Raw genomic sequence first — 11,423 nt, forward strand, 5'->3', positions numbered from 1 at the left:
TGAAATACAAAGTGAACTGTTGCATTACTCGGGCAGGATTGAATGCGCCGAGTATTCGGTTTGGGATATTGTGCCACTTGGTAAATCTCTAAGACCTTGAGGAGTTTCCAATGGCAGACCATGTCCACACTGATGCGTGCTACGACCACCCGGAGCACACGCACGCCGACCACGCGGATCATTGCGACACCCCCGAGCACGGCCACGCCGATCACGCGGATCATTGCGGCACCCCCGAGCACGGCCACGCTGATCACGCGGAACACTGCGACGATGCCGGGCACACTCACGCTGATCACGAAGATCACTGCGACACGCCCGAGCACAGCCACGCTGATCACGAAGATCACTGCGACACGCCCGAGCACAGCCACGCTGATCACGAAGATCACTGCGATACGCCGGTACACGTACACACTGAAGAGTGCTGCACCGCCGCCGCCTAGTGGACAAACCTGAACACGACCACGAAGAACATGGCCATGGCCATGGCCACGATCACGACGGCCACGGCCACGGGCATGATCACGGGCACGACCACGAAGAACATGGCCACGGACACGACCATGATCACGACCACGGGCATGATCACCATCATGGGCACGACCACGACCATGACCACGATCACCATCACCACGATCTAAGGGAAGCCAGTCGCAAGAGCCTGATCACGGCGGTCACCTTGACCACCACCTTCATGGTGATCGAGGTGATCGGCGGTTTCGCGTCGGGCAGCTTGGCGCTGATCTCCGATGCCGGTCACATGCTCACCGACAGCGCGGCTATCGGCCTGGCGCTCTTCGCCATGTGGGCGGCAGACCGCCCGGTATCGCACCGTCGGACTTTCGGCTTCTACCGAACCGAGATTTTGGCCGCCATGTTCAATGCGCTGTCCCTCTGGGTGATCGTGGGCTGGATCTTCTATGAGGCCATCAGACGATTCGACGGCGACACCCATGTCGAAGGCGGGCTCATGCTCGTTGTGGGTGTCGCTGGTCTGTTGATCAACGTCTTGGTTGCCTTCGTCCTGCACCGCCAGTCGGGGCACAGCTTGAATGTGGAAGGCGCTTTCCAGCATGTGCTGGCCGATTTGCTGGGCTCGGTGGCCGTGGTGGTCTCGGGCATCTTCATCATCTCCGCGGGTTGGGACATCGTCGACCCGATTCTCAGCATGTTCATAGGGGTGCTTATCCTCTTCAGCTCTTGGAACCTCGTGTCCGAGGTGTTCCACGTGCTGATCGATGGCACCCCTGAGAATGTGGATGTCTACAAGCTGTGCCACGAGATCGAGGATGTGGATGGGGTTACCCTCGTCCACGATGTCCACGTGAGGACGATCTCGTCTGGCTATCTGTCGATGACCGCCCATGTGCTGGCCGATGCAAATGCCGATGTGCTCGAATCAGACAGCCAGCTGCGCAGCATCCGCGAAGTGGTGAAGCGCCACGGCATCCATCACACCACCATCCAGCTTGAGCACTCAGTGGAGGGCTGCGACCAGGAGAACCACCACGTCGACCACTTGGTGGCCACGGAGCGGGAGATCCGCAAGAAGTCCAAATTGGTCGGCTTCCTCATGCACTCCCACTAGGGAGAAAGCAGCCGGCTAAACGCCGTCGTCCTCGTCGTCTAGGTCGTCTTCGTCCTTCGTGAGGACGGTGCTGGTCTGCTGGCGGGCAAGCGGCAGTTCCACCACCATCTCGGTGTACTCATCCGGCTCCGTTTCGACGGTGATGGTGCCGCCGTGCTCGCGGACGATGTCGTTGGAGAGCGCCAGGCCCAGCCCGGTGCCCTCATTGGTGGGCTTGGTGGTGAAGAACGGGTCGAAGATCTTTGCGGCCACATCGGGGGGGATGCCGCTGCCGTTATCTCGCACGCTGAGGATGGCGCTGTCTTCGGTGCGGCGGGTCTTCAACACGACGGTGGGCACGTAGTCGCCGAGGTTCCCCGACTCCATGAGCTCCTTTTGCTTCTTGTTGGTGGCGTAACCGGCATTGGACACAAAGTTCAAGAACACCCGTCCCATGTCTTGGGGGACGATCTCCAGTTCGCCCATGTCCGGGTCGAATTCCTCTTCCAGGATGACCTGGAACTCGTTGTCTTGGGCCCGGGCGCTGTGGTAGGCCAGCAGCGAGTGCTCGTGGATCAGGTCGTTGATGCTGGTCCGCTGGACCTCGCCCCCGCCTCGTCCCATCAGCAGCATGTCCTGAACGATTCGGTTGGCCCGCATACCGTGGTTCTGGATGCGCTCTAGGTTCTTGTTCAGATCTTGGTTGATGTCGGCAATCAGGTCTTTTTGCTCGTCAGTGAGGTCGTCGGAGAACTCCTCGTAGATCTCGTCCATCTCTTCCAGCAACTCAGCCGACGCCGCTGAGAAGTTGTTGATGAAGTTGAGCGGATTGCGGATCTCGTGGGCGACGCCGGCGGTGACCTCTCCCAGTGCGGCTAGCTTTTCCCGGGCGACAATTTGATCTTGGGCCTGGCTCAGCTCAGCCAGCACCTCTTGCAGTTCGTCGTTCCTCTCACTCAGTTCCTGGGCAAGTTGTTCGACCAGGTTCAGCCGCTGGATTTCCAGAGCTTGACGGCGGAACATCTCCAAGGCTGAAGCCATCTCAGCGATCTCGTCGCGGCCGCTGACCTCAACCTCCTCTTCCAAGTCGCCTCCGGCCAGCGTCCGCATCCGTCCGGACAGCCGCCCGATGCGGCGCAGCAATACCCTTCCCACGAAGAGCCAGCTGATGAGGCCGGCGCCCAGAGTGCCGATAGCGCTGATGATCACCAGCAGGATTCGGGCGGTGTTGATGGTTTGCGCCGAATTCTCGGTGGCCTGATCAGCCCCGGCTTGGGCTGTTTGGACGAGGGAGTTGACCCCGGCGAGGAGATCAATGGCCACTTCCTGGTTCTGGGCTAGCAGGTTGTTCTGGCGCTCGATGATGTCCAGGCGGTCGACGGTTGCGCGAAAGGCGCTGTTGTTGCCGCTTCCCAGCGCCAAGAGGCTGTCCACTGCTGTTTTCAGATCCGGGGCGACTTCCAGTGCGGCAATGGCCGACAGGCTGATCTGGATCCTGTCGCTGGTCGACTCGAAGCTCTCTATGAGCGGTTCGACGAATTCCGATTCAGAGGCGATGAGGGAGCTGCCCATGAGCTCGCTGACTTGGGCCACGTCAGCCTGCAATGCGTTGAGATGTCGGTAGACAAGAAGCTCGTCTCCCGAGGTCCTCGCCATGGCGTCGGTCGGTGCGGTGTCTTGGTCTCGGTATCCGGTTACTTGGAAGAAGAGCTGGTCGTCTATGGCGGGAATGATGATGTCTTTGACCGCGTCGTGTCGGGCGGAAATCTGCACCTGTAGCTGTTCAATCCGCCTGGACAGGCCGTAGAAGTGGGGCATGTCGGCCGTGATCGTGGTTATGTTCCTCTCCAGAGCGTCGGCGACCTCGGAGATTCCTTGAACGTTGATGTCGTCGGGATTCTCGCGCAGCAGCGATTCGAAACGCTCCTTGAATTGCATTTGGGCGTCAGTCACCTCGGCGGAGATGGCTGAGAACTGTTCCGGGGGCGCAGTGGTGAGCCGGGGAGTGGCGGCCACCAGAGCGTTGCTGAACTCAGCCAGGCTGAAAGCACCGGCCAGTTCAGGCACGCGCTCCTCGCTCACCCGCTTTTGGCTGCGGTCCACATTGGTGAATGAGATCCAGCTCACAACACTGGCCACAATGGTCAGCGCGACTGCTCCGAAGATCGCGGCGTAAAGCTGAGTGGAGATCCGGTGGCGGATCGCCGGCCGCTGTGCGCCCGACGAATGAGCGGCAGCTTTCGGGCCTTGCGGAGTGGCTGATTCGGTCACGGGTTGACTTCCTCCAGAGAATCCGCCGACCGGTAACTTCCGTTGGCGTCAATCGCGGTCAAGAAGACGGCATCGGAGCCTTGGTTGTCCACTGCTCGGTCGTCTTCTGTGCCGAAGTCCACTGTGAATCCGTCGATGTCTATCTCGCCGGCACCCAAGATGTTCTCCAAGAAACAGTCTCGGGTGAGATCAACTCCGCACGCTTCGAGCCCGATGAGGGCCATTCGGCCGGCAATGTATCCCTCCAGGGACACGAATCCCGGTTCGGCCTCGGGGTCATAGGCCGCCAAGGCCGCGGTGTAGGAGGCGACCACCGGGATCGAAAGGTCGTGAGGGAAGGGGATCACCTGGGTTACGTACACGCCCTCGCCGGCGGGGCCCAACTCCGTGGCCAGCGCATTGCTGCCCACAAAGGAGACCGTCATGAATATGGGGTCGAAACCAATATGGCGAGCCCAGGAGATCAGAGCAGCGACGGGCTGATAGGCCCCGATCATGATCACCGCCTCGGGGTTGCCATTTCTCAGATCAAGGAGCGCCGACTTCACCGCAGTGGTGTTTCGGGGGTAGATCCCGGTGGCCACCAACTCCATTTCCCGGCTCTCCAATGCCGCCAGTGCCCCGTTGTATCCCGCTCTGCCGAACGAGTCATCTTGGAACATCACGGCGATGCGGGTGATGCCCAAGTCCGCGGTCAGGCGTTCGACCATCTCCTCGGTCTCCTGGGCATAGGAGGCGCGGAGGTTGACGATGTTTTGCCAGTCGTCATTGCGGAGGAAGCCAGCCCCTGTGAACGGCGCCACGTAGGGGATGTCGGCCTCGGCTGCCACCGGAGTGGCCGAGCGAGATGTGGGTGTGCCCACCGCGCCAATGAGGGCGAACACCTGTTCGTCTTCGATCAGGGCGCGGGTATTGGAAATGGCCGCTTCGGGCTCATAGGCATCGTCCAGAGTCTCGAGTTCCAAAACGCGTCCGTGTACGCCGCCATTCCGGTTGGCCTCTTCGAACGCCGCCATGATGCCGAGATTCATATTGATGCCCAGCTCCCGGGCGGGACCGCTGAACGCCGCCGACTGCCCGAAGACAACACGATCGTCGAATACTCCCGGATTCCCAACGCCGCCGGCTGCCGTTGTCGTTGGCCCCGCGGTGGGAGCGGCGGTCGTCCCGGGATCCACAGGGCCGTCTCCACCAGATCCGCACCCTGACAGCACTAGGGAGACAGCGGCGATGGCCAGGCCGGCCAGCCGCGCCCTGCGCAGGTTCCTCTGTGCCGAATGCCTCACGACTCGGGGCGCACGACGAGCTTGAGGTGATTGCGGTTGTTCTCCCTGCGGTACTCCAGTTCCTCGCCCATCGTCGTCACCAAATAGACGCCCAATCCTCCGATGGGACGCTCGGCGAGGGGAAGGGTGACATCGGGCTCGGGGGCGTCGGTGAGCGGGTTGAAGGGTGATCCGTCATCAACGAGGCCGATGGTGAGCGCCAGGTCTTCGCACTCCAGTTCGAGATCGACCTCTGTCAGACCGCTGGTATCACCGTGCGTCAGGGTGTTGAGCACCAACTCCTCCAGGATCAGGTTGGCCCGCATGGTCAGCGTCTCCGGCCAATCGCCTTCTTCGGCCATCTCGTTGAGGAGATTCTCGATCAGCGCCAAGGCATCGGTGGGTGCGGGGTGTCCCGGCGAGTGGGGAATATGCAGGGACCGTCGCATTTCATCAGGGGCGTCGGAATATCAGGCAGGTGATGTCGTCGGACTGGGGGGCGTCACCGGCGAAATCCCTCACATGCTTGAACACAGCCTCGTTGGCGGCCGCTGCGCTTGTCGGTGGTTTGCCGTCGAACACTTCCCTCAATCGAGTTATCCCAAACTGTTCCTTGTCGGCGTTCATGGCCTCGGATACGCCATCGGTGTACAAAATGACGGTGTCGCCCGGGGCCAAGTCAACCGTCTCTTGGGAGTAGACGATGTTTGGAGCGACTCCGAGCGCCACGCCCTGGGTGAGCGGCAATTCGGTAACGGTGCCATCTGCGCTTACCAGCATCGGAGGGTCGTGGCCCGCGATGGAATAGGTGAGCGAGCCACTGTCGGGGTTGAACAGAGCATAGACAACGGTGACGAACATGAACGTCGGGTTATCCTGGTGTAGCTGGTTGTTTACCTCGGTCAGCACATTTTCTGGGTCTCGGACGCCGATGGCCGCTCCCTTTAGCGCGGTCCGGCTGGACATCATGAACATTGACGCGGGGATGCCCTTGTCGGATACGTCGGCCACCACTAGGCCGACGTAATCGTCGAGCTTGAAGAAGTCATAGAAGTCTCCGCCCACGTTGCGGGCCGGCTCCATGTTGGCCGAAACTTCGTACTTCTCGGTGATCGGCGGATTCTTGGGCAGGATGGACTGCTGAAGCTGGCTGGCGATGCTCAACTCGTTCTGAAGGGCCACAAGCTGGTCGCGCGACGACAGCGCATCCCGCCACTCGGCCAGGTGTTCCAGCGTGCGGGTGATGGTGATCTTGAGGTCGTCGAAATCGATTGGCTTGGTGACGAAGTCGAACGCCCCCCGATTCATGGCGGTGCGAATGTTGTCCATATCACCGTACGCAGAGATGATCACCGCGCGGAGATTGGGATCGACCCCGGGGAGCTGCTGGAGGAGGGTGAGCCCGTCCATCTTGGGCATGTTGATATCCGACAGCACCATGTCGATGGTTGGGTCGGCGTTGAGTTTCTCCAGCGCCTCCACTCCATTCTGGGCGAAGACGAACTCGTATGAGTTTGAGCGGATCTGGCGGCGCATCCGCTGCAAGATCAGGGGCTCAAGATCCGGCTCGTCGTCAACGACCAGGATCCGATAGGTCCGGGTCAAGGGATTACCCCTGTTGGGCGTCGTCTACCGATGGGAAAACGTTGATTATCTGATCGAAGCCGCTGATGCGGAACACGTCACCCACCGCTTCGGTCAGGGAGCAGATGCTGAATGACTTGTTCTGCTTGTCGAGGTTCTGGGCTGCCATCAGCAACACGCGCAGCCCGGCGCTGCTGATGTACTCAAGACCGCCGAGATCAAGGATGATCTTCTGGTCGCCGGGATCGAACATTCCTTGCAAGGACTCCAGGAAGTCTGACGCGTTGGAACCGTCGACCCGGCCAGAAGCGTTTATCACCAGAGTCTCGCCGGATCGGTCTTGGCTGAATTCCATGTCTTGGGCCTCTCTTGTCGGGTCCTGATTTGGATCATTTTGTCAGTCGAGATCATACACAAGCCAATGGGCAAAGGGCGGGGTGATGCCAACAGAACTGCCGTGGACACGGCAGACTCGAAGCGCCGCGAAGGTCTATCGGGGCTGGGACAAGATGAGCGCGCTGGTGGGGACGGCGGTTCCTGCGGTGGCCAACACATTCTCCACGCTGTCGATCTGGTTCACCGAAGTGCCTCGGATCTGGCGCACGCCTTCGGCGATGCCGTTGAGGCCGTGGATGTAGGCCTCCCCGAGCTGGCCCCCGTTGGTGTTGATCGGGAGGCGGCCGTCCCGTTCGAGGTGGCCGTCGCGGATGAAGTCCTTGGCCTCGCCTCGGTCGCAGAACCCGAACTCCTCGAGCTGGGGGAGCACCAGCGGGGTGAAGTGGTCGTAGATGATGGCGGTCTGGATGTCGTCGGCCGACAGGCCGCTCGACTGGTAGAGCTGGCGGGCGCATAATCCCATCTCGGGGATGCCGGTGATTTCGTCCCGGTAGTAGCTCCTCATCATGTGCTGGTCTTCGGCTGCCCCTTGGGCGGCCGAGGCGATGACCGCGGGCTTCTGCTTCAAGTCTCTGGCCCGCTCTGCGGTGGTTACCAGCAGAGCCTGGGCGCCGTCGGTCTCCTGGCAGCAGTCCAGCAGGCGCAGGGGCTCCACGATCCAGCGGCTGTTCTGGTGGTCTTCCAGGGTGATGGGCCGCTGGAAGAAGTGGGCGTAGGGGTTGGTGGCCGCGAAGGCCCGGTCGACCACCGACACCCGGCCGAAGTCCTCGGTGGTGGCCCCGAATTCGTGCATGTAGCGGGTGGCGAACATGGCCACCCATGACGCCGGCGTCACCAGACCGAACGGCGAGCTCCACGAGAAGCTCACTTCGGCGGCCTCGGCGCCTGCGGGCCGGTCCTGCACCCCGGCTCCGAAACGGTGCCACGAGCGCTCGTTGAAGGCCCGGTAGCACAGCACGTAGTCGGCGGCACCGGAGTAGATGGCCTGGCAGGCCACTGCGACCACCCCGCAGGCGGCCCCGCCGCCGTGGTGGACCATGGAGAAGTGGGTCAGCTCTTCTATGCCCAGGTTTCGGGCCACCTCGATTTCGGGGTTCTGCTCGGCGGAGTAAGTCACCATGCCGTTGACCTTCTCGGGGGGCAGGCCGGCGTCGTCGCAAGCGGCCAGGCAGGCTTCCACGGCTTGGTCCATGGGAGTTCGGCCCGAGTCCTTGGTGAAAGGGGTGGCGCCGATCCCGGCGATGGCGGAGTGATAGACGTAGTTCAAGGTCATGGTGCTCTCCTACCGGCGAGGCAAGGCCAGGTCGACGGTTCCGGACACATGGGGCCCCCGGCTGTTCTGGCCCCGGAAGGAAATCTCGGCGATGGCCCCGCCGTCGGCTTCTCGCTTGGCGGTGACCGAGCCCGACATGGTCATGCAGTCGTAGGGGTAGTTGGGTGCCCCGAGGCGGATCTTCAGGTTCTTGAACACGGCGTCAGGGCCGGCCCAGTCGCTGATGTAGCGGGCGGAGAGGCCGCTGGACGTCAAGATGTTCATGAAGATGTCCTCAGACCCCTTCTTGATTGCCATGTCTCGGTCGTGGTGCACATCTTGGTAGTCGCGCGACGCGATGGCGGTGGACACGATCAGCGTGGGGGTAAGGGGGATCGGGCAGAGCGGCAGTTCGTCGCCCACGCTCACCTCGTCGAATGTGAGCGTGGCGGGGTTGCGAGGCACCCGGGCGGGCCGGAACACCGGCAGGCTCACATCCTCATGGGTCTGCATGTGCCAAGCCTGAAGCGGCATGCCCACTTTGAGCTGGTCGGAGTCGCAGTCGGTGATATTGGTTACCAGGCGGACGCCCTCCTCCAGTTCCACCAGCCCGATGTTCAGGGGGTAGTCGAAGGAGGGCACCCGGGGGTGGTGGGCCACCACGAAGGAGTACAGGGTGCCCTTCCCGGAGGCTGTGGTGTAGCCCATGTCGACAGCGCCGCAACCAGGGCAGCGGCTGCCGGGCGGGTGCTGGAGCCGCTCGCATTTGAGACATTGCTGGATGCGGAGTTCGCCGGCCCGGCTGCCCTGCCAGAAGAAGTCGGTGTCCTGGTTGCGGCTGGGGCGGGGGCGGGGCGGGCGCTCAGATGGGCTGTCGCCGTCGCTGGGACCGGCGGTGCGCCCGGTGCCGGGGCGGAATTTGAGGATGCGGAAGAACATGGAGCCCACGTGGTCGCCGTGCTGGTCGTGGTACTCGGTCTCGGTGGTCACGAAGTGGCCGATGCCCAGAGCGGTCTGCTTCTCGTCGGAGACATCCACCAGCTTGACCACTCCGGTGAGGTGGTCGCCGAGTTTGAGGTAGCGGTGGTAGACGTGCTCGGAGTTGGTGGCCACCACGCCGACGTAGCCGGCTTCGTCCAACATGGCGTACACCCCGGAGGCGGGATCTTTGGGGTCGTTCACCCGGGGGACCAATCCGATCATGGTCCAGGCGTTGAGCATGGCCGGAGGGGCGGTGATCTCGCCGTGGGGGCCTCCGCTCGCGGCGCCGGGGTCGGTGTAGAGGGGGTTGGCATCCTCCATGGCGTCGCACCAGTGGCGGATCATGGGCTGGTTGACGGGATCACGGGCCGTTGTCGGGGTTCCGGTGCTCCCAACCTCGCGGCGCAGCATGGCCGCGAACGCCTCTTTCTGCGCGTCGGTCATGTGATCGCTCATGGGCTTCCTCCCCCAGCCGCCGATGACACTAACGCGGCTGGCACTGAGGACAGAAAGCAAGCGTTCGGGCGTCGTAGGTGCGGTGTTGGAGCATCGCGGCGCAGCGCAGGCAAGGCTGGCCCGAGCGGCCATAGCAGGCCAGGGCGTGCTGATGGCTGCCCTCGTCTCCGTCGGCGTTGCGATAGTCCCGCAACGTGGTTCCCCCGTTGGCCAAGCCGGCCTCAAGCACCTCAACTAGGGCGGCGTGGAGTCTGGTGGCCGCCGGCCGACTGATCTGGCGTTTGGCCGGGTGGACGCCGGCGATCCACAGGGCCTCGGTTGCGTAGATGTTGCCGACGCCCGCCACCGGCTTTTGGCTCAGGAGCTGAGTGGGGATGCGGCGGCGACTTCGACGGAGGGCTTGGTAGAAGGCCTCCGGGGTGAAGTCGGCGCTGAGGGCGTCGGGGCCTTGGGCGGCCAGGGTGGGAATGGCGCCGTACTGGCCAGCCGGGACGCAGCGGATGCGTCCGAAGCGGCGGACGTCTCGGTAGATGAGGGACTCTTGGTTGTCGAGTTGCCACCATGCTCGGATATAGGGATCGTCGGGAACGCTGGGGGTGAGGGAGAGGGCGCCGGTCATGCCCAAGTGGATGATGAGCTCCCGGCCGTCGTTCAGGGGGCCGATGAGATACTTGCCTCTTCGGTTTAGTCCTTGGATTGTGGCGCCGATGCTGGCGACTGCGGGGGTGAACTTTTCTGAGGCGTGGCTGTGGGCATCCTGGATGAGGCGTTCCTGGAGTCGGGGTGAGAGTTGACGGCGGATCGTCTCGACTTCGGGTAGTTCGGGCATGGGTTAGCGGGATTTGAGGGCGGCGCGGGCGATCTCTAGGTCATTGGGATTGGTTACGCCGATCCAGGTTTCGTTGGTGGTGACTACTCGGACGGTGAGCGCGCCCCTCTCCATTTCGGTGGCGACGGCGTGGGGGAGGAGGTATTCGGCGGTGGGGCTGTCGCCGTGGTCGCTGAGGAATTGGGCGAAGCCTTCTTGCAGGCTGTCTGCGAATCGGGGGGAGAAGGCCCACAGGTTCATAGACACGATGGTGTCGGCGGGGAGTTCGTTGCCGGTTTGGGAGATGCCCTCTTGCTCGACTATTCCGGTGAGGCGGTCGCCTACTACTTGGCATACTCCCCGGGTCACAGTGCCCTCGGCGGGCAGGGTGTGGTCGAGGCGGTAGCCACACAGCCAGGCCTCGTTGTCGGCGATGCCCTTCATGGCTTGGGCGAGAGCCGCGTAGGCGGTGGGTCCGTAGTAATCGTCGGCGTTGCACACTGCGAACGGGCCGGTCACCGCCTCGGCGGCCGACAGCACGGCGTGGGCGGTGCCCCACGGCTTGGGCCGGGAAGGGCCGTGCTCGTTTTGGCGCACAAAGGCCACTTCAAGATCGGCGGGCAGGCCGCCGCGAGACCCAAAGTGCCGTTTCACGTCGGCCTCGATATCGCTTCGCACAATGAGTACCACCCGGTCGGCGCCCGCAGCCTGGGCGTCGGCGACAGCGAAGTCCAAGAACGCCTCGCCATTGGGGCCCACCTGGGCCAGTTGCTTGGTCCCCCCAAAGCGCGATCCCAGCCCTGCGGCCATCACCACCAGAGTGAACATATGCGTCCTTTC

Annotated in this window: 12 protein-coding genes; 2 read left to right on the forward strand and 10 right to left on the reverse strand. The window is 62.8% G+C overall.

Features of this window, described 5'->3' with window-relative positions:
- Positions 1–110 precede the first annotated feature (110 nt).
- Positions 111–446 (forward strand): hypothetical protein, encoded by a 336-nt coding sequence (locus ACOGXA_RS15960; RefSeq protein WP_419924837.1) that lies wholly within the window; start codon positions 111–113, stop codon positions 444–446.
- Here the strand turns inward: ACOGXA_RS15960 and ACOGXA_RS15965 are convergent.
- The gene (locus ACOGXA_RS15965; RefSeq protein ID WP_419927058.1) at positions 443–637 is read right to left on the reverse strand and encodes a hypothetical protein; all 195 of its coding nucleotides are present in this window, start codon (positions 635–637) and stop codon (positions 443–445) included. The genes ACOGXA_RS15960 and ACOGXA_RS15965 overlap by 4 nt on opposite strands.
- A gap of 30 nt (positions 638–667) precedes the next feature.
- Between ACOGXA_RS15965 and ACOGXA_RS15970 the strand changes: the two genes are divergently transcribed.
- On the forward strand, positions 668–1,591 hold the full coding sequence (locus ACOGXA_RS15970) for a cation diffusion facilitator family transporter (protein WP_419927001.1): 924 nt from the start codon (positions 668–670) through the stop codon (positions 1,589–1,591).
- A 15-nt stretch (positions 1,592–1,606) separates the two neighbouring features.
- On the opposite strand, the gene ACOGXA_RS15975 is transcribed toward ACOGXA_RS15970, so the two are convergent.
- The 9 genes from ACOGXA_RS15975 to ACOGXA_RS16015 all read right to left on the reverse strand — a co-directional run bounded on the left by ACOGXA_RS15975 (position 1,607) and on the right by ACOGXA_RS16015 (position 11,411).
- Positions 1,607–3,841, reverse strand: coding sequence for a sensor histidine kinase (locus ACOGXA_RS15975; protein ID WP_419924838.1), 2,235 nt, complete (start codon positions 3,839–3,841; stop codon positions 1,607–1,609).
- Positions 3,838–5,019, reverse strand: coding sequence for an ABC transporter substrate-binding protein (locus ACOGXA_RS15980; protein WP_419924839.1), 1,182 nt, complete (start codon positions 5,017–5,019; stop codon positions 3,838–3,840). Before ACOGXA_RS15980 ends, ACOGXA_RS15975 begins: the two co-directional genes overlap by 4 nt.
- 104 nt (positions 5,020–5,123) lie before the next feature.
- Complete coding sequence (locus tag ACOGXA_RS15985) at positions 5,124–5,555, reverse strand: ATP-binding protein (protein ID WP_419924840.1); 432 nt, start codon at positions 5,553–5,555, stop codon at positions 5,124–5,126.
- A 4-nt stretch (positions 5,556–5,559) separates the two neighbouring features.
- Positions 5,560–6,711 (reverse strand): PP2C family protein-serine/threonine phosphatase, encoded by a 1,152-nt coding sequence (locus ACOGXA_RS15990; RefSeq protein WP_419924841.1) that lies wholly within the window; start codon positions 6,709–6,711, stop codon positions 5,560–5,562.
- A 4-nt stretch (positions 6,712–6,715) separates the two neighbouring features.
- Positions 6,716–7,045, reverse strand: coding sequence for an STAS domain-containing protein (locus ACOGXA_RS15995; RefSeq protein WP_419924842.1), 330 nt, complete (start codon positions 7,043–7,045; stop codon positions 6,716–6,718).
- Between the two features lie 135 nt (positions 7,046–7,180).
- Complete coding sequence (locus ACOGXA_RS16000; RefSeq protein ID WP_419924843.1) at positions 7,181–8,359, reverse strand: lipid-transfer protein; 1,179 nt, start codon at positions 8,357–8,359, stop codon at positions 7,181–7,183.
- A 9-nt stretch (positions 8,360–8,368) separates the two neighbouring features.
- A complete protein-coding gene (locus ACOGXA_RS16005) occupies positions 8,369–9,775 on the reverse strand; it encodes an OB-fold domain-containing protein (protein WP_419924844.1) in 1,407 nt (468 codons plus the stop codon).
- 28 nt (positions 9,776–9,803) lie between these two features.
- Positions 9,804–10,604 (reverse strand): bifunctional DNA-formamidopyrimidine glycosylase/DNA-(apurinic or apyrimidinic site) lyase, encoded by an 801-nt coding sequence (gene mutM, locus ACOGXA_RS16010; RefSeq protein ID WP_419924845.1) that lies wholly within the window; start codon positions 10,602–10,604, stop codon positions 9,804–9,806.
- Between the two features lie 3 nt (positions 10,605–10,607).
- On the reverse strand, positions 10,608–11,411 hold the full coding sequence (locus tag ACOGXA_RS16015) for a nucleotidyltransferase family protein (RefSeq protein ID WP_419924846.1): 804 nt from the start codon (positions 11,409–11,411) through the stop codon (positions 10,608–10,610).
- Between the last annotated feature and the right edge of the window lie 12 nt (positions 11,412–11,423).

This window comes from Candidatus Poriferisocius sp. (genome assembly GCF_965208475.1).
In the GTDB taxonomy this organism is placed as follows: domain Bacteria; phylum Actinomycetota; class Acidimicrobiia; order Acidimicrobiales; family Bin134; genus Poriferisocius.

What these genes read in the sequence shown, in the direction of transcription:
- ACOGXA_RS16005 (WP_419924844.1), bottom strand. Translation starts at nt 9,775, where the DNA reads ATGAGCGATCACATGACCGACGCGCAGAAAGAGGCGTTCGCGGCCATG.
- ACOGXA_RS16015 (WP_419924846.1), bottom strand. Translation starts at nt 11,411, where the DNA reads ATGTTCACTCTGGTGGTGATGGCCGCAGGGCTGGGATCGCGCTTTGGG.
- mutM (WP_419924845.1), bottom strand. Translation starts at nt 10,604, where the DNA reads ATGCCCGAACTACCCGAAGTCGAGACGATCCGCCGTCAACTCTCACCC.
- ACOGXA_RS15985 (WP_419924840.1), bottom strand. Translation starts at nt 5,555, where the DNA reads ATGCGACGGTCCCTGCATATTCCCCACTCGCCGGGACACCCCGCACCC.
- ACOGXA_RS15960 (WP_419924837.1), top strand. Translation starts at nt 111, where the DNA reads ATGGCAGACCATGTCCACACTGATGCGTGCTACGACCACCCGGAGCAC.
- ACOGXA_RS15995 (WP_419924842.1), bottom strand. Translation starts at nt 7,045, where the DNA reads ATGGAATTCAGCCAAGACCGATCCGGCGAGACTCTGGTGATAAACGCT.
- ACOGXA_RS16000 (WP_419924843.1), bottom strand. Translation starts at nt 8,359, where the DNA reads ATGACCTTGAACTACGTCTATCACTCCGCCATCGCCGGGATCGGCGCC.